The organism is Paraburkholderia caledonica (assembly GCF_000383275.1).
Taxonomy (GTDB): domain Bacteria; phylum Pseudomonadota; class Gammaproteobacteria; order Burkholderiales; family Burkholderiaceae; genus Paraburkholderia; species Paraburkholderia caledonica.
The window spans coordinates 1,103,336-1,120,579 of sequence record NZ_KB911034.1 but is presented as its reverse complement, the minus strand read 5'-3'; the positions used below and the strand labels follow the sequence as shown (position 1 = coordinate 1,120,579).

The following is a 17,244-nucleotide window of genomic DNA, read 5'->3' as shown; positions in this document are numbered from 1 at the left end:
TCGCAGGCCCCTTGAGCAGACGGCGGGACGGCTAAGGCAGCCGCGGGAGGATCCGATGTACGGGGAGCGGCAATCAGAAATCCACTCGACGTCAAAAAGATTGCGAGTAACAGGACAAATTCCATGAGCTTGCTCCTGTTGCACAACTGCCGGGTCGTTGGTCGATCGCTTCCTAAAAGTTAGCCCACAGAATGTATCGGGCCAATAGGTCTTTGGCCTTATGCCAGAACCTGCCGCACCGCGACTTGCAGCATCGGTCCGTTTAGATCGGAACATGCGCATGCTTAAAATAGCCGCTAAAGTAGTTCTTCGCGGCTCACGAAATCAATCGCATCGCTTGCGGCCAGCGAGCCGCGAGGATCTGATGACCGGAGGAAGTCGCAGGTTCGCATTATGTTGAGTTCCCTTTTAGTTCGGTGGACTGATCGTCGTCACGGGTACCCATTTCGCGTTTTTCACCTGATACAGCGTCGAGGTCGGGCGCTTCAGATCACCGAATTCATCGAACTCGATCTTCCCCGTGATCCCATCGTATTTCGTGGCATGCAGAACCGGCATGAACACGTCCGGCTTCGCGGAGTTTGCCTGCTTCATCGCGTCGATAGCTACCCACGCGCAGTCGTATGCGAAAGGCGCATAAGTCAGCGTGTTCGCACCGAAGCGCTTCTTGAACTTCTCGGCGAAGGCCCTTCCCTGAGGCAGTGACTCCACAGGGCGGCCATACTCCCACGCCATCGCGCCTTCTGCGGCCGTACCCGCAACACTGATAAAGATGCTGTCGGCAATCCCGCCGCTGCCGACGAACTGCGCTCGCATCCCGAGCTGCTTCATGCGTTTGGTCACCAATGCCGCCTGATTGTTGAGCCCGGCGAAGTAAAGCAGGTCGGCATTCGCTGCCTTGATGGTCGTGAGTTGCGCATTGAATTCGACGGCTTTGTCGTTCGTAAATTCGGATGCGACGATCTTGCCGCCCGCCCCCTGCACCGCTTTCTTGAACTCGTCCGCTGCGCCTTGTCCGAAAGCCGTGCGGTCATCCATCACCGCAATGCGCTGGGCCTTGGTGACATTCACCGCATATTTCCCGGCGTTGCCGGAGTTCTGCGCGTCGGTGGCAATGATGCGGAACACGTTCTTGAGTCCTTGCCGCGTGATAGCAGGATTGGTTGCTGCAGGATCGATCAGCGGAATGCCCGCCTTGGCGAAGATCGGCGCCGACGGTAGTGCAACCCCCGAGTTGTAGTAGCCGACAACCGCCACCACGCCGTCGTCGACCAGTTTCTGCGCGACCTGCACGCCGATGCGCGGATCGCCCTGATCGTCGACGGAATCGAGTTCGAAACGCACTTCCTGTCCACCCAGCTTGATGCGCTGCGCGTTCGCCTCTTCAAGCGCGAGGCGCACACCGTTCTCGATGTCCTTGCCATTGGCCGCACCGTTACCCGTCAGCGGTGCGGAGACGCCTATCTTGACGACCTGCTGCGCACTGCAGACGTGACTCGCGAGGGTCAGCACGATGGCAGACAGCGCGAAGATGAAAAACTTGCGTGACCTATCGAGCATCGTTGGACTCCTGTTGGCGGCGTGCCACGCGTCGCCAGTTCTCAATCCGGTACGCCTGACACGATCGTCGAGCCGGTCTGAGAGACCACCAGCACCGTGCAGCCTTCCGCCGACGACGTGCTATGCCGCGAGCCCGCCGCGTAGCACACGGTGTTTCCTGGCAGGAAGTCGGTGCCGTCTTCGTCGGTGAATACGCCGTCGAGAATCATGATGAGTTCGGTCGAATCATGCCGATGCTCGAGCGAGCGCGCGCCCGGCTGCAGGCGCATCCAGTAGCTGCTCCAGGCGCCGCCTTCGTCGTCGGCAACGGGAATCCACGAAAAGCCGGGCAGCACCGTGTCGCCGATCTTCATCGGGCGCCAGTCGCGCTCATCGATCGAATACCAGCGGCGCGCGCCTTTGACGTTCAGACCGAAAGGCACCATTTCATCGGTCAGTCGTACTGTCGTCATGTCAGTTCGTTCCTGTAGTTGGGATGTGCATCGCCGTTACGTGACGTTCGGTTTTCAGCCATGACGGATGAGCGGCATCGCGCACGCGCCATTCGCCAGGCAATGGGCGATTCGCCGAATTTCTTTCTGAACTCGCGGCTCATACTCGCGGCCCATATGCGATGCATCGGGAAAGCCGCAAGACGTGGCGGCGTTTATTTCGCCGCTTCCGTTTCAACGCTTCGCCATTCGCGCATCATCGTGGCGACTTCCTCGCCTAGCCATTCACGGAACTGCGCATATTCGGACCGCAGCTTCGCATTCTTGTGCGTGATCACATAGTGATGACGGTCGTGGAATTCGAGCGCGTCCTGCACGGGCCGCAGCAAGCGGCCCTGCTCCACCTGTCGATGCACGAGATGATGCCAACCCAGCAGTGTGCCCTCGCCCGCCTCGGCCTGCGAAACCAGCAGCCGGTAATCGTTGCTCTCCAGATGCTCGTTATCGACCAGCCGGTCCGAACCGTCGCCTTGCTGGAACCAGTTGCGCCACACGCGCCAGTCGACATGCTCGCAAACCTGCGCTCGACCCAGCAGCGACAGATTCAGCGTGGGATGCGACAGCAGATCCAGCGGCTTCAACGACCGGTTGTGAAAATGCCGCTCATGAAACGACGGACTGCACACGGGATACACGACGTCATGAAAGAGCGGCTCGATTTCATACTCCGGCTCGCGCGGCGGATTCTTCGTGATGATGACGTCGGGCTGCATGAGCTCGTCGATCTCCATGAAGTGCTCGGTGACCATCACGTGCAAACGGATCTCCGGAAAACGCTTGCGAAACGCCGGTAGCCTGAACGACAGCCAAAGCGCCGAAAACGTATGCGAGACGCACACCGTCAGCGCGTGCCGGTCGGTGCGTCGCACGGCTTCAGCCGCTTCGGCGATGTTCATGATCGACAGATACGACGCGTTGTACAGAATGCGCCCCGCATCCGTCAGCGCGATATGTCGGCCTGTCCGCTCGAACAGCGCCACTTCGAGCGAATCTTCCAGTTCCTTGATCTGCCGGCTGATGGCGGCTTGCGTCACGCACAGCACTTCGGCCGCCTGCGTGAAGCTCTCGTATCGGGCAGCCGTGACAAAGCATCTCAGCGCCCGCAGGGAAGGCATCTGCGCGAGCAACCGGTCGGCGAACAACTGTTTCTTTTGCATGGCTTTCACCTGTGAAGCGGATGCGCAATGCGGGGGCGACGTGTCGGGCGGAGCGTTCCCGCGGAAAAAATAGTGTGCGAGTCTCGCTGGCAACTGGCAATGGCGGGCAACCCGAGTGCGTGGCGGCGTACGCCCCGCCGCGCCCGCTCCCACGCCGCAATGGTTGTGTCCGATGATTATCCGCTGCTATGCGTTGCCCCTGATTCGCCGAAGCACGCCGTCGAGCGCTTCGGCGTAGTAAGCGTATGCCCCACGGCGGGAAAGCTCGGCATGCACCTGCTCGTTGATGCCGCCCGGCGTCATCGAATGCTCGACCATCTGCGAAAACGGCTGTACGCCGCGGGTTGTGTCGTGAGCGAGTCCTACACAGTAGCCGGACAAAAAAGCCCGCGCGTCGGCGTAGTCGATACCCTGCTTTGCGAGCCACGACGCCTCAGTTTCGAGCACCGCGTAGAAGCTCGCCATCGTCGCCGTCACGGCGGACAGCGCGTCGAACTTGTCTTCACTGTCGACCTCGACGGCTTGACCGAGCGGCGCAAAGATCGCTCTGGCGATGTCGTCGGCGGGACAGATCGCGGTACTGCCTTTGCCCTCGGCGACAGCCGGCAACGGCACGGCGCGCGCGATCTTGCCGCTCGTGCGGACCAGGCCGCGCAACTGGTCGAGCGAAACGCCCGCCATAAAGCTGATGACGTGGTGACGCGCGTTGAATTCGAGTTCGCCCAGCACCTCGGCCGCGATTTGCGGCACAACGGCAAGACAGACGACATCCGAGTGATCCAGCACTTGCTGGTTGCTTTCGCAGACTTGGACACGCCCGTCGAGCGTCGCAAGCTCCGCCGCCGTTCGCTCGTTGCGCGGCGACAGCGATATCCGCTCGAACGGCACGCCGAATCTGAGCATGCCCTTCACGACCGCTTGTGTGATCGTACCCGTTCCGATGAATCCAGCTCGCATGTGGCCTCGCGCAAATGTGATGCGTGCCCAACCTGCATGGCTGGGCTATCAGTGGTTTAGATCAGAGCTAGCCCAGCTTCAGCCAGGTGGTCTTCAACTCGCAATACTGGTCGTGAGCATAGACCGATTTGTCGCGGCCGCCGAAGCCCGATTGTTTGAAGCCGCCGAACGGCGTGGACAGATCGCCTTCGCCGAAGCAGTTCACCGTCACAGTGCCCGCACGAATCCGCGCTGCGATCTTGTGCGCGTGGTTCACGTTGTCGGTCCACAGCGAGGCGGCGAGGCCGTAGCAGGTGTCATTTGCAATGTGCACTGCTTCGTCGATATCCGCGTATTCGATGAAGCACACCACAGGACCGAATACTTCGTCGCGCGCAATCCTCATTTGCGGCGTCACGTTGTCGAAAATCGTCGGCTCGACGAACCAGCCGCCCGAGTCGGTCCGCGTCGCCTTGCCGCCACATACCAGACGCGCGCCTTCCGCCCTCGCCTTTTCGATGTGCGCAAGCACCTTCTCGAAGTGCATTTCTTCGATCAACGACCCGAGTTTGACGTCAGGGTCGAGAGGATCGCCCGTTTTCCAGACTTCGAGTACGGCCAGTACTTTTTCGAGCAAGCTCGCCTTCAGCGACGACGGAACCAGAATGCGCGAGCCTGCGCTGCAGTTCTCGCCCATGTTCCAGAACGCAGCGGCGACGGCCTGCTCGGCAACGGCATCGAGATTCGCGACGTCGGGCAGCACGACCTGCGGGTTCTTGCCGCCGCATTCGAGCACCACGCGCTTCAGGTTCGTATCGGCCGAATAGCGAAGGAAGCGCTTGCCCGTTTCCGTCGATCCCGTGAACGCCACCAGATCGACATCCGCATGACGGCCCAATGCCTGGCCCGCGCTTTCGCCGAAACCGGTCACGACATTCAATACGCCTGCGGGTAAGCCTGCTTCCAGCGCGAGATCGGCAATGCGCAGCGTGGACAACGAAGTCTGCTCGGCGGGCTTCACGATCACGCTATTGCCGACCGATAGCGCCGGGCCGATTTTCCAGGCAAGCATGAGCGCGGGAAAATTCCACGGCAACACCGCGCCGACGACGCCGATCGGTTCCCGCGTAATCATGCTCACGACGCTCGCGCCCGATGGCGACAGCGCGTCGTATCGTTTGTCCGTAACTTCTGCGTGCCAGCGGATGCACGCGGCCGACTCGGGAATGTCCAACCCCAGGCATTCGCTGATCGGTTTGCCCGCCTCGAGTGCTTCGAGCAGCGCCAGTTCTTCCGCGTTATCGTCGATCAGTTGCGCGAGCCGTTGCAGCACGGCTTTACGTTGCGCGGGCGCGGCCTTCGACCACACGCCGGATTCGAATGCCTCGCGCGCCGCCGCGACCGCTCGGTCGACATCTTTTGTGTCGCACTTCGCGATATCGGCGAGTACTTTTCCCGTCGAAGGATTGAGCGTCGCAAACGTCTCATTCGACGCAGCATTCGCGCGTTGTCCCGCGATAAACGCCCTGCCGTCGAGCGACAAGGCATCCGCTTTCTGTTTCCATTCCTGATACGTCATCATGTCCTATCCTCACAGATTCAAAGCTCGGCCCCGGCCGAAAATTCCTTGACCCAGATCGCCGCCGATACCGCGACGTCGGCAATCGGACGCACGGGCAGCGAACGCGGATGCGGCTGATTCAAAAGCTGACGCACGAGATCGCTGGACTGGCCGAGCGCGTATTCGGCAATCAGCTTGCCCGACGCCGATCCTCTGCTCAGGCCCAGGCCGTTGCAGCCGACCGCTTCGAAAACGCCATCGGCCCTGCGTCCGAACAACGCACCGTTATTCGCCGACAGACATAACGGGCCACCCCACGTGTATTCGAGCTCGACGTCTTTCAACATCGGAAAGCGCCGGTCGAACGAACGTTGATGCAGATTCTTCGCTTTCGCCAGATCGGCTGGCGAGACCTCCAGATTCGGCCGGAACGCAAAGTGATTGCGCACGCAGATGCGGTCCGTGATCAGCCGGCGCACTGTCGAGCCCATCGGGTCGGCGGGAATCAGCGCCCATGAGCGCGCACCGCCGAGCCGCTGCACTTCTTCCGGCTTCATCACGCGCGTCATCGATGCGAACGTGTACACGGGCAGCAAGCCGTTCGGATGCCCGCCGAACGTCGCTGCGTAGGCGTTAGTGCAGAGAACCACGCGCTTTGCGAAGATCTTGCCGCCGGCGAAAGTCAACACCTTCGCAAGCCCTTCGTCTTCTATCCGCTTCACTGCGCTCAACTCGAACACCTGCACGTTCGCAGGCAAGCTCGCGGCGAGGCCTCGCATCAGCGCGGCGGGCTGCACCGTGCTGCATCCGGGCGTAAAGAGCGCGCCTTCGTAGAAGTCCGTGCCCGTTACCTTCGCGATGGCGGCTTCGTCGAGCCACTCGAAGGCTTCGTCGATACGTTCGAGACCTTCGGCGAAATGCGCGAGCGCCGCATGACCTTTCCGGTTCACCGATGCATGAAATTTTCCGTCGTCGCGCCAGTCGCACTCGATGTTGTGCTGCTTGACGACCGAGCGAACGTAGTCGATGCCGTGACGCTGAAAGCGAACGTCTGCCTTATCCGCTTCGACGCTGCGCGAATAGCTTTCGCTGCTGATGTCGTGCGGCAGATCGACGAAGAAGCCGGAATTGCGACCGGCCGTCGTGCGCCCGATACGGTCCGCCTCGACGAGCGCAATCGACGCATCGGGCGCCAGCTCGGCGAGACGCCGCGCCGCGCACAAGCCCGTGATACCGCCGCCGACCACCACCCAGTCATAGCGGCGCTCAGATGACACTGCAACCGCGGGCGCGGCTGGAGGCAGGCTCTCCCACCATGCGTTCACGCCATCCGATGCGGGAAACCGCGCGAATTCCAGTTTCGAGGTCATGCACGTTACTGAGCGTTAGACAGCAACGGACGGACGAGCTTCGCGAAGCCGCTGCGCTCGTTTTCATCGAGCGTGCCGAGCGGCGCGCGTGCGACGCCAACGGGCGTGCCCGCCAGTTCGCAGCCGTATCGAACGTATTGAATGAATTTGCCGCTGCGCTCCAGCAATTCGAGCACGGGCAGCAATTGCGCCATCAGCTTGCGGCCGGTTGCGAAGTCGCCATGCTTCACGCAGGCATCGAGCAGTGCCGTGTGCGCCTCGGGTAAAAAGTTGGATGCGCCGCCCACCCAGCTTTTTGCGCCCCAGACGAAGAACTCGAGCGCCTGATCGTCCATTCCGCAGCTCAGTACCAGCCGATCCCTGAAATGCGTGGCGAGATGATGGAGGTGCGAAATATCGCCTGTGCTTTCCTTCATCGCGATGAAGTTGGGCCGTTCGAGCAGTTTCGACAATACGTTGTCGCCGATGTGCGTGCCCGTGCGCGCCGGAAAGTTGTACAGCATGACGGGCATGTCGAGGCTGTCGTCCACCTTGAGCAGATGGCTCAGCAGTTCGTCCTGTGTAGGCTGTGCATAGTACGGCGCGGCAAGCAGAAGCGCATTCAGGCCCGCGCGTTTTGCTTCCTGGCCAAGACGGATCACCTCTTTCGTCGTCGTCGCGTTGATGCCCGCCGTCAGATACGTCTTGCCGCCCGCCGCTTCGGCGACGGTGTTGAACGTCTGCACGCGTTCGTCGAAACTCAATGCATAGTATTCACCCGTCGTTCCGCCGACCCCAAGACCCGCGACACGGCCCGCGAGATTCACGGCGTGCTTGCCGAGCAAAGTGTGATCGATTTCGCCATCCGCCTTGAACGGGGTGACGAGCGGTGTGTGTACGCCCTCGAAGCTCATTTCGATTCTCTCTTGAGTAGTTGATCCGCGAATCGCTTTACACAAGCGCTTCGGCATGCGAGTAAATGGGGAACTGGCTACAGAGATCGCGCACCCGGCTGCGCACCGCGCGCTCGACCTGTTCGTCTCCCGCAGGTTCCTGCTCCAGCGCGGATAGGACTTCCAGAATCATCTGGCCGATCTGCTCGAATTGCGCGGTGCCAAAACCGCGCGTCGTGCCTGCCGGTGTGCCGAGTCGGATTCCCGACGTGACGGTCGGGCTCTCTGTATCGAACGGAATGCCGTTCTTGTTGCAGGTGATGCCTGCCCGCTCCAGCGCCTTTTCAGCTTGCGTACCTGTCAGGCGCTTCGAGCGCAGATCGACGAGCAGCAAATGGTTGTCGGTGCCGTCCGTTACGAGGCTTAGTCCGCCCGACTTGAGCACGTCGCCGAGCGCCTGGGCGTTGCGCAACACCTGGTCGATATACGCGGTGAACTCCGGCCGAAGCGCTTCGCCAAACGCGACCGCTTTGCCCGCGATCACATGCATCAGCGGTCCGCCCTGCAAGCCGGGGAAAACCGCCGAATTGATTTTCTTCGCAATGTCGCCGTTGTTGGTGAGGATGAAGCCGCCGCGCGGTCCGCGCAGCGTCTTGTGCGTGGTGGACGTCACGACGTCGGCGAAACGCACGGGGTTCTCGTGCCGGCCCGCTGCGACAATACCGGCGATGTGCGCCATGTCGACCATCAGCAGCGCGCCTACGCTATCGGCAATATCGCGGAATGCGGCGAAGTCGAGCGCGCGCGGATACGCCGAATAGCCAGCGATAATCAGCTTCGGCCGATGCTCTTGAGCCAGGCTGCGCACTTGCTCGTAGTCGACGCGATACGTCTGCGGATTCACGCCATATTGAACCGCGTTGAACCACTTGCCGGACAGCGCGGGACGCGCGCCGTGCGTCAGGTGCCCGCCCGCATCGAGTGACATGCCCATCACCGTCTCGCCGGGCTTGACGAGCGCGAGCATTACCGCGCCGTTCGCCTGTGCGCCCGAGTGCGGCTGCACATTGGCAAACTCGGCCTCGAAGAGAGCCTTGACTCGATCGATGGCGAGCGCTTCGACGCGGTCCACATGTTCGCAACCGCCGTAGTAGCGCTTTGACGGATAGCCCTCCGCGTATTTGTTGGTCAACACGGTGCCCTGCGCTTCCATCACCGCTGCGGACACAATGTTTTCTGAAGCAATCAGTTCGATCTGCGTTTGCTGGCGGCGCAACTCCAGCGCAATCTCCGATGCGATGACAGGATCGCGGCTCTGGAGCGGTTCTGCAAAAAAGCGCGAGTTCTCGTTCACGTGGTCACTCCGGGAAAAATCGTGAAGCATGTAGTGCAGGACGGCAACAACCGGTTCATGCAATGTGCGGTGGTGTGCGGCTTAATGGCTTATTGCTGCAACCAGGCCTTCAGCTTTTCCGGATGCGCATCGACGAATTTCTTTGCGGCCGTTGCGTAGTCGTTCGTGCTGTTGCCTTCGAATTCGATCGCTTCGACGTCGGCGAGCGTCAGCTTGAAGTGCTTGAAGAACACCTCAGCACGGGGGAACTTCGTTGCGAACTGCTTCGATGCAAACGCGTGTACCTGTTCTTCGCCGCCCAGCGCGCCCTTCGGGTCTTTCAGGTAGCGCATCTGCCACTTCTGGAACAGCCAGTGCGGGCTCCAGACCGTGGCGACGACCCATTGTTTCGACTGATAGGCACGCGATACGCCCGCGAGCATGCCCGCCTCGCTCGACGATTGCAGGTTGTAGCCATTCAGGTCGTACGCCTTGAGCGCCTTTTCCGATGCCTGCATCAGACCGCCGCCGGGTTCGATGCCTTGAATGGTGCCGTTCAGCTTGCTCTTCACATCCGGCTTTTCTAGGTCGGAAATCGTTGCGACCTGCGACTCCGGAATGTAGGCAGGCACGGCCCAGCCGTTCTTGCCGCCCGTATAAATCACGCCGACGTCTTCCATGTCGTTCTTGTACTTCGCGTAGTAGGCGCCGTGTGTGACGGGCAGCCATCCGCCGACCATGATGTCGAGGTCGCCGCGCGCCACGCCCTGATACTGGATACCGATGTCCGCCTGCACGAACTGGACAGGTTGCTTGAGGCCGGTTTCGAGCGCGTACTTGGCCACGTTGGCGACGGCGAGCACATCGGCCCAGTTGGTCACGGCCATCTTGATCGGTTCGGCCGCCGCGGCGTGCGCGGCGCCCATCGCCACGACTGTCGATACAGTCAGTTTCGCAACGAGCGATTTGAACAGATTAGTTTTCATACAGTACTCCTACGCGATTATGAAAATTTTCGAAATGAACAAGCTTAGCGATGTGGTTTGCTCTTGTTTTACCGCGAGATGAAGATGACGGCGTGCGTCGGCGTCAGGTGCGCACGGCCGCGCTCGTGCCTGGCTTTGCGGTTCGTACCGTGCGCTTTGCTTTCTTCGCCTTCACGCCGAAACTCTCCGTGAGACGATCGAGCACGATGGCAAGCAGCACGACACCCAACCCGCCCTCGAAGCCGATGCCGATGTCGAGCCGCTGGATGCCGCTCAGCACGTATTCGCCGAGTCCACCCGCGCCGATCATCGAGGCCACCACGACCATCGAAAGCGCCATCATGATGGTCTGATTCACGCCCGCCATGATCGAAGGCAGCGCATTCGGCAACTGGATTTTCCAGAGCAGTTGCGCATCCGTGCTGCCGAACGACCGCCCCGCTTCCAGCAGTTCTTCGCGTACCTGGCGAATACCCAAAGTGGTGAGACGGACCACAGGCGGCATCGAGAACACGATGGTTGCAATCACGGCAGGCACGCGGCCCAGACCGAACAGGATCACGGCGGGGATCAGATAGACGAACGCCGGCATCGTCTGCATGAAATCGAGCAACGACCGCAGAACCATTTCGACGCGCTTGTTCCGCGCGCCCCAGATACCGAGCGGAACACCAATCACAAGACTGAACACCGTTGCCGCCACCACTAGCGCGAGCGTCGAAACGGTCTGCGCCCAGAGTCCCATGTAATGGATAGCCATCAGCGCAACACCAACGAACACCGAAAACACGACCCCGCGCCGCCACAGTGCAAATGCGACGAGCAGCACGAGCATCGCAATGAACGGAATGGCGGCGAGTCCGTCTTCCAGCAACTTGATGACTGCGCCCAATGCGGCAGAAAAAGCGTCGAAGCCGCCACGGAAATGTTGAAAGAGAAAATTGACCGCGTTTTCCGCGAATTTCCCGATGACTGACGAGTTCATGCTGCTCTCCGTTCCATGACCTGCTTGAGAATCGCCCGGCATGACACGATGCCTGCGAGCCGGCCCGCTGTATCGGTGACGGGGACGTCGTGTTGCTGGTTCAATGCAATCGTGGCCAGTTGATGCAGATCCGCATCGAGCGGCACCGCATTCACGTCGTTCACGAACGCCTCCCTGATGGAATGCGCGCCCGTCTTGCGCAGTGAAGCGGGCGTGACGCAGCCTTGATATCGGCCTGCCTCATCACATACGTAGCCGCAATCGGCGCCGCTATCGATCAGCTGATTCAGGTAGCGCTCGGAGGGCGCGGCCACATCGCAGGAGATCAGTTCGCGCTCTACCCTCGTCATCAGGCTCGACGCTTTCAGAAAGCGCGATACATCGACATTACGGAAGAAGTCGCGCACATAGTCGTCGGCGGGTGACTGGATTAGTTCGGCGGGCGTGCCGACCTGAATCAGACAGCCATCTTTCATGATACCGATACGGCCGCCGATCTTGATCGCTTCTTCAATGTCGTGCGAGATGAAAACGATCGTGCGCTGCTCTTCTTTCTGAAGCCGCAGAAGCTCGCTTTGCATTTCGAAGCGGATCAGCGGATCGAGTGCCGAAAATGCTTCGTCCATCAGCAGCACGGAAGGATTCACGGCGAGCGCGCGAGCGAGGCCGACGCGTTGCTGCATGCCCCCGGAGAGTTCGCCCGGCAGCAACTTTTCATACGAACCCAGACCGACTCGCGTCAACGCGGCGCGTGCAATGTCGTAGCGCTCGGCTTTTTTCAGACCCGCAACTTCGAGTCCATACGCGATGTTGTCGAGCACCGTGCGGTTCGGCAGCAGCGCGAACGACTGGAACACCATCGCCATCTTCTTGCGGCGCACGTCGCGAAGTTCGGGCGTGGACATCGGCGCGATGTCGCGGCCTTCGAGAATGACCTGACCCGAGGTCGGCTCGATCAGGCGGTTCAGCAGACGCACGAGCGTCGACTTGCCGGAACCGGACAGGCCCATCACGACGAAAATCTCGCCTGCCTTGACGCTCAGGCTCACGTCGTTGACGGCAACCATGTTGCCCGTCTGCTCGAAGATCTCGTTTCGGCCGAGACCTTGCCTGATCAGTTCGGCGGCACGCTCGGGCCTGGGACCGAAGATTTTCGACAGGTTCTTGACCGTGAGAATATCGGTCCCGGAGATAGCCACGGGCTTCGCCGCTGCGGAAACGTCGTCCGCTCCGAAGGTACCCGGATGGACCATGCTGTCCGGCGCGAATGTCAGGTTTGGCGTCATTCTGTCATCCCAACTGGCGAGTTCAGGAAATCGGCGCCGCGCATTGCGTTTGCTAGATGCGGCAGCACTCGATTGCGAACCCGGGTCTTTCCGCGCAACATGCCGCCTGTCTTCTGACGGGCAGAAGAGTCGTGCGTCACATCCGGTGAACCGCGGGCTTAATGCATGAAGTGCAGCGTATCAAGCCAATTTGCTTCGACTAGCTACATTTTCTGCGCGCTTTTCCATACCTCTGGTAATGGAAGAAGCCGAGAGTCGAGACCACGAGTTGGCCATTTGCTTCGGGCGAGACTCGAGGTTCCTGAACGGACGGGGATTTGCGGGCGATGGCGGCGTAGAGCCGCGTTGCTCCAGATCACGGCGGCTGGGCGCCTTTCGAATGGCTTTGTAGGGATAGTCCCAGGTCGGTCTATCCCTTTCCTGTTTCGCGCGGCAACGCAGGTTTCGTTTGTTACTTCTGCGAGGTGGTTAGTCGCTGAGCGTCGCGGATGCCAGCGAGCACAACCAAACGTCAAGCCGCGTCGCTCTTCTAGTCCGCGTGCGCGCGATCAAACGCCCACACCTCGGGGAACCCCATCAACTCGCACATATCGGAAAACGGATACATCGAGTCAGTGGCGGCTTCCGTGCTCCGGTGCGCAAGAATCTGCCCATAGACATCTCTGAGCGCCTTCGCGACAGATAAGAAACCCGACGCAGGATAGATGGCCAGAGAAAAGCCGAGCTTTTGCAACTCAGAGGGCTCAAGCTGCGGCGTCCGCCCACCTTCAACCACATTTGCGAGCAACGGCATATCGAACGTGCGCCCGATCGTTTCGAGTTCCTCAATACTCTCCGGCGATTCGATGAACAGCACATCTGCGCCGGCCTTCGCATACGCCTCGCCACGACGCAGCGCTTCATCGAGACCGAGCGACGTCCGCGCATCAGTGCGCGCGACGATCTGGAAATTGCTATCGCTGCGGCTCTCCACGGCGACCTGAATCTTGCGCACCATGTCCTCGAGCGGGATCACGCGCCGTCCCGGCGTATGGCCGCACTTCTTCGGGAATTCCTGATCCTCCAGCTGTATGCCTGCCGCCCCCGCGTGCTCATAACCCCGCACGGTATGCGCAACGTTCAGCAATCCGCCATAACCGGTGTCGCCGTCGCAGATCATCGGCGTGTTCGTACCGCCGCAGAACGCCGCGACGCGATTGACCATGTCCGTGTAGGTGGCGAGCCCCGCATCCGGCAGACCGAGGTACGACGCTACTGTGCCGAAGCCCGTCATATAGAGGCAATCGAAGCCCATTGAGTCGGCCATCTTCGCGGAGATCATGTCGAAGATGCCAGGCGCAGTGACAATCTCCTTGCGTGCAAACCGCGCTTTCAACGCTTGACGCCTGCTTTGCTGTGTGACGCTCATACGTGTCCTGTTTAACGAAGGAAGTTGAAATTTGAAGTTGCGATTCATTGTGAAAGCGATGACGCCGGCAGCGGATCGTTCGTGTCGATCGAAGGCGCAATGTCCTCTAGCGAGCGTCGATTCGTCTCGATACCGAACGCTGCAAGGACTACCGCCAACACGACCAGCGTGCCGATGATCATCGTCAGCACGTCCTTCACGCCGCCCGCCGCGTACATCATGACGACGAGTTGCGGCGCGCAGATGCCCGTAATGCGCCCGGCGCAACCCGCGATGCCGTTTGCGCGCATGCGATTCTCCGTGGCGAAGAGTTCCGGGATGTATGTCGCAATACCGAGCGCGACCATCAGGTACGTGAGCGTGAAGAGCAGAAAGCCGAGCAGCGTCGCCATTTCTATGCCGGTCGAATGCCCGTACAACCAGCCGATAACTGCCGTGAGCACCGACACCGCGATGAGCCCTTTCCTGCGTCCGATCCTGTCGGCGAGCAGTACGCCCAACAGCGCCCCTGCCGGTCCGCCGAGCGCCATCAGTGCGGTATAGCCGAGCGACGATGCCATGCCGAGCCCCTGTTTCATCAGAAACGTCGGCACCCACACGATAAAGCCGTAGATCACCATGTTGACGGCAACCTGCACCACGATGGAAAGGAACGTGCGGCGAATTTGCGCCGGCCCAAAGAGTTCGAGCAGCGTGGTTTTCCTCGTGACGGTGCGCGGCGCATCGACGACGGGCGGCAGCGTCCCATTGCGCGCCGACTCCTCTTCTGCTTCGCGCAGGATCGCTTCGGCTTCGGCGTAACGGCCTTTCGATTCGAGCCAGCGCGGTGACTCGGGCATCTTCTTACGAAGGACCCACACGATCATCGCGCCGACGCCGACGATTGCGAACATTGCGCGCCAGCCGATCGACGGGATGATCAGATACCCGAGAAACGTTGAAAAGAATAGTGCGGAGTTCGTGATGAGCGACAGATACGCGGACCACTTCCCACGCACGGCAGGCGGCATGAATTCGCCGACCGATCCATAACCGACGACGATCTCCGCGCCGAGGCCCAGTCCCATGAAGAAGCGGCACACGATCAGCCACGTCATGTTCGGCGCAAACGCGCCCGCGAGCGACGCGAGGCCGAACACTGCGAGATTGAACTGGTACGTGAATTTGCGGCCTTTCGCGTCACCGAGCACACCGGCGGTGAACGCGCCGATCAGCATGCCGATGAACGTCGAAGACAGGAACGCCGCGTTCAGATGCATCGTCGACCAGCCGGTTTTGGCGAGCGCGCCGAGCACGCCGCCGGCAAGATAAATGTCGAACGAATCCAGGAACATGCCGGCGCCGATCAGCCACAGCACGCGCGTGTGGAAGCGCGAGATCGGCAGCCGATCGAGACGTGCACCAGCGCTTGCGGTGCTCAAGGTATATCTATCGGTGCTCGGCATGTCTCGTCTCCAGTATTGTCGTCGTCGCGACTATTGAATGACTGCTCGTGATGCTGGTGCCTTGCTGCTCCTGGCGCGCGGGTTCAGGACGGGGGGCGCTCTCCCTCGCGACGGTCGAGCACCGCACTTTCAGCGGCGAGAATGTGGCAGCGCATGGCGGCTTCCGTCCACGCGGCGTTGCGCTGCTCGAGCGCGCGAACGATTTCGAAATGCTGGCGTGCGCTGCGGACGCGGTCTTCGTCGCTATAGGTGCCAAACGTCCACTTGATGAGCGGCGTTTCCTTCATCGACCTGAGCGAGCGGTCGAGGCGCGCGTTGTTCCCGGCGGCTGTGATGATTGCGTGGAACTCGCTGTTCGCCGTGAACCAGGCTTCGCTGGATTCGGGCGTCGATGGCTGCTGCGTAATGGCGAGCATCGCATCCGCTAGCGTTCGCAGACGTTCTATGTCGGAAGCACCGATGGATAAGGACGCGCGCCCCGCGAGATAGGGCTCGACCAGAAGACGCGCCTCGAAGATCTCGCGGGCGTCGTGCAGCGTCCACATCTTCACGCGAACGCCGTAATTCGGACGCGTTTCCACCCACCCATCCGCGTCGAGACGCCGTAAGGCCTCGCGTACCGGCGTGCGACTCACGCCGAGGCTTTTCGCAAGCTGTTCCTCACGCAGATATTGACCCGGGCCGTATTGGCCGCTGGTCACTGCGTCCTTGATTGCGGTGTAGACGTCGTCCGCAGAACGAGGCGGCTCAGGCGGAATTGTATGCAATGATGCTTCTTGGTGAGCCATTTTGTTCCTGAGATCGGCTTACGTTCACACATTGTATGCAATGATGGCAGCGCCGAAACGTCGGGATTTCCCGCAGGACGCCGCGCTCACGCCATCGGAGATGGAAGGCAAGCGGGCAGCGAAGATTGTCGGTGTCGTAGACGCGAAACGATTGGCCAGTAAGCTGGGCGCTGCTGGCAACGTCTATTGGCGGCTGGAGGCACGAGCCATACCCATCTCACTCCTTGTCCGGCATCGCCGACGAGTGATGACTGGTAATCAGCCATTGCGTGCCGTCCCACCGATAGGTGTACGTATAACGCGCCTTCACAACGACGCCGGTTCTCGCGAACGTGAACGTGTAAAGCCCCGCGTCGACAGCCGAGTTGCAGCCTGAGTCGACGAAACGCATGTCGATTTTTCCGGAGGGACGATCCTGAAGGAAGTGCTGGAAATAGTCCTCCTTGTCCGCAACCGTCACGCGCGGCTTGCTGGATACCGTTGCGAGCAGGATCGACCGCGGCGCGTAGTTGGCGACCACCTTGTGCGGATCGCCGGTCTGCAGAGATTGATTCCATCGATCGAACAACGACGCGATCTCGGCCTCTGTCGCGACCTTGCAACTGCCGGGCTGCGCCGACGACGCATTATTCGAGGATGTGTGATCGGAGGCGCATCCGGCGAGCGTCAGCGTCAGCGCGAGGACAGCACCAGTGAGCGACCTCATGGCGGCACCTCTTCCTTCAGGAGCAGGAAGAAGTTGCGTGCGCGCTGACTCTTCCCGGCAAGTCCGAGGGCGACGCGGAGATAACCTGTGACCGATCTAATGCTGCGTCCGCAGAAGGACGCACCGTCGCCAGTTCAGGCAGACCGTATCGGACAAAACAAGCCAAGTTGAACAAGCACTGCGGGGCCGGTCTGTGCGCTAGCGAACACTTTCTGCTACTCGTCTGCACTGCAAGCCGTATTGCGCGGCAATGCAAACATGCGCGACGCAGAACCCGCCCGGCGCCTCGCAATTGTCGCGGCGCACATCACGGACAACACGCTCGCGACCTTCGACACAAAATAACGGCACACGCCACGA

15 protein-coding genes are annotated in these 17,244 nt (G+C 60.8%); all 15 read right to left on the bottom strand.

Going from position 1 to position 17,244, the window contains the following annotated elements; translation table 11 throughout:
- Positions 1-408: 408 nt before the first annotated feature.
- Positions 409-1,560 (bottom strand): branched-chain amino acid ABC transporter substrate-binding protein, encoded by a 1,152-nt coding sequence (locus tag H281_RS0105155; protein ID WP_020066009.1) that lies wholly within the window; start codon positions 1,558-1,560, stop codon positions 409-411.
- 41 nt (positions 1,561-1,601) lie between these two features.
- The gene (locus tag H281_RS0105150) at positions 1,602-2,012 is read right to left on the bottom strand and encodes a cupin domain-containing protein (protein ID WP_020066008.1); all 411 of its coding nucleotides are present in this window, start codon (positions 2,010-2,012) and stop codon (positions 1,602-1,604) included.
- A gap of 194 nt (positions 2,013-2,206) precedes the next feature.
- The gene (locus H281_RS0105145; RefSeq protein WP_020066007.1) at positions 2,207-3,208 is read right to left on the bottom strand and encodes a LysR substrate-binding domain-containing protein; all 1,002 of its coding nucleotides are present in this window, start codon (positions 3,206-3,208) and stop codon (positions 2,207-2,209) included.
- A gap of 186 nt (positions 3,209-3,394) precedes the next feature.
- Positions 3,395-4,165 carry a pyrroline-5-carboxylate reductase gene (locus tag H281_RS0105140; protein WP_020066006.1) on the bottom strand — a complete coding sequence of 257 codons (771 nt, stop codon included), beginning with the start codon at positions 4,163-4,165 and terminating at the stop codon, positions 3,395-3,397.
- A gap of 67 nt (positions 4,166-4,232) precedes the next feature.
- Entirely contained in the window at positions 4,233-5,726 is a 1,494-nt protein-coding gene (locus H281_RS0105135; RefSeq protein ID WP_020066005.1) for an aldehyde dehydrogenase, read from the bottom strand.
- Between the two features lie 17 nt (positions 5,727-5,743).
- Positions 5,744-7,075: an NAD(P)/FAD-dependent oxidoreductase gene (locus tag H281_RS0105130; RefSeq protein ID WP_020066004.1), complete on the bottom strand. Its 1,332-nt coding sequence runs from the start codon at positions 7,073-7,075 to the stop codon at positions 5,744-5,746.
- 5 nt (positions 7,076-7,080) lie between these two features.
- On the bottom strand, positions 7,081-7,968 hold the full coding sequence (locus H281_RS0105125) for a dihydrodipicolinate synthase family protein (protein WP_020066003.1): 888 nt from the start codon (positions 7,966-7,968) through the stop codon (positions 7,081-7,083).
- A 37-nt stretch (positions 7,969-8,005) separates the two neighbouring features.
- On the bottom strand, positions 8,006-9,301 hold the full coding sequence (gene glyA, locus H281_RS0105120) for a serine hydroxymethyltransferase (RefSeq protein ID WP_020066002.1): 1,296 nt from the start codon (positions 9,299-9,301) through the stop codon (positions 8,006-8,008).
- Between the two features lie 89 nt (positions 9,302-9,390).
- The gene (locus H281_RS0105115; protein ID WP_020066001.1) at positions 9,391-10,266 is read right to left on the bottom strand and encodes a glycine betaine ABC transporter substrate-binding protein; all 876 of its coding nucleotides are present in this window, start codon (positions 10,264-10,266) and stop codon (positions 9,391-9,393) included.
- A gap of 103 nt (positions 10,267-10,369) precedes the next feature.
- Positions 10,370-11,251, bottom strand: a complete 882-nt coding sequence (locus tag H281_RS0105110) for an ABC transporter permease (protein ID WP_020066000.1) — start codon at positions 11,249-11,251, stop codon at positions 10,370-10,372.
- Entirely contained in the window at positions 11,248-12,537 is a 1,290-nt protein-coding gene (locus H281_RS0105105) for a quaternary amine ABC transporter ATP-binding protein (RefSeq protein WP_020065999.1), read from the bottom strand. Before H281_RS0105105 ends, H281_RS0105110 begins: the two co-directional genes overlap by 4 nt.
- Positions 12,538-13,066: 529 nt before the next feature.
- Entirely contained in the window at positions 13,067-13,945 is an 879-nt protein-coding gene (locus H281_RS0105100; protein WP_020065998.1) for an isocitrate lyase/PEP mutase family protein, read from the bottom strand.
- Between the two features lie 44 nt (positions 13,946-13,989).
- Complete coding sequence (locus H281_RS0105095) at positions 13,990-15,390, bottom strand: MFS transporter (protein WP_020065997.1); 1,401 nt, start codon at positions 15,388-15,390, stop codon at positions 13,990-13,992.
- Between the two features lie 83 nt (positions 15,391-15,473).
- Positions 15,474-16,178: a GntR family transcriptional regulator gene (locus H281_RS0105090; protein WP_020065996.1), complete on the bottom strand. Its 705-nt coding sequence runs from the start codon at positions 16,176-16,178 to the stop codon at positions 15,474-15,476.
- 217 nt (positions 16,179-16,395) lie between these two features.
- Positions 16,396-16,884: a DUF4440 domain-containing protein gene (locus H281_RS0105085; RefSeq protein WP_020065995.1), complete on the bottom strand. Its 489-nt coding sequence runs from the start codon at positions 16,882-16,884 to the stop codon at positions 16,396-16,398.
- Positions 16,885-17,244 lie beyond the last annotated feature (360 nt).

Bases quoted from the DNA above. Each gene is read 5' to 3' on its own strand.
- H281_RS0105155 (WP_020066009.1), bottom strand. From the start codon at position 1,560: ATGCTCGATAGGTCACGCAAGTTTTTCATCTTCGCGCTGTCTGCCATC.
- H281_RS0105150 (WP_020066008.1), bottom strand. From the start codon at position 2,012: ATGACGACAGTACGACTGACCGATGAAATGGTGCCTTTCGGTCTGAAC.
- H281_RS0105145 (WP_020066007.1), bottom strand. From the start codon at position 3,208: ATGCAAAAGAAACAGTTGTTCGCCGACCGGTTGCTCGCGCAGATGCCT.
- H281_RS0105140 (WP_020066006.1), bottom strand. From the start codon at position 4,165: ATGCGAGCTGGATTCATCGGAACGGGTACGATCACACAAGCGGTCGTG.
- H281_RS0105135 (WP_020066005.1), bottom strand. From the start codon at position 5,726: ATGATGACGTATCAGGAATGGAAACAGAAAGCGGATGCCTTGTCGCTC.
- H281_RS0105130 (WP_020066004.1), bottom strand. From the start codon at position 7,075: ATGACCTCGAAACTGGAATTCGCGCGGTTTCCCGCATCGGATGGCGTG.
- H281_RS0105125 (WP_020066003.1), bottom strand. From the start codon at position 7,968: ATGAGCTTCGAGGGCGTACACACACCGCTCGTCACCCCGTTCAAGGCG.
- H281_RS0105115 (WP_020066001.1), bottom strand. From the start codon at position 10,266: ATGAAAACTAATCTGTTCAAATCGCTCGTTGCGAAACTGACTGTATCG.
- H281_RS0105110 (WP_020066000.1), bottom strand. From the start codon at position 11,251: ATGAACTCGTCAGTCATCGGGAAATTCGCGGAAAACGCGGTCAATTTT.
- H281_RS0105105 (WP_020065999.1), bottom strand. From the start codon at position 12,537: ATGACGCCAAACCTGACATTCGCGCCGGACAGCATGGTCCATCCGGGT.
- H281_RS0105100 (WP_020065998.1), bottom strand. From the start codon at position 13,945: ATGAGCGTCACACAGCAAAGCAGGCGTCAAGCGTTGAAAGCGCGGTTT.
- H281_RS0105095 (WP_020065997.1), bottom strand. From the start codon at position 15,390: ATGCCGAGCACCGATAGATATACCTTGAGCACCGCAAGCGCTGGTGCA.
- H281_RS0105090 (WP_020065996.1), bottom strand. From the start codon at position 16,178: ATGGCTCACCAAGAAGCATCATTGCATACAATTCCGCCTGAGCCGCCT.
- H281_RS0105085 (WP_020065995.1), bottom strand. From the start codon at position 16,884: ATGAGGTCGCTCACTGGTGCTGTCCTCGCGCTGACGCTGACGCTCGCC.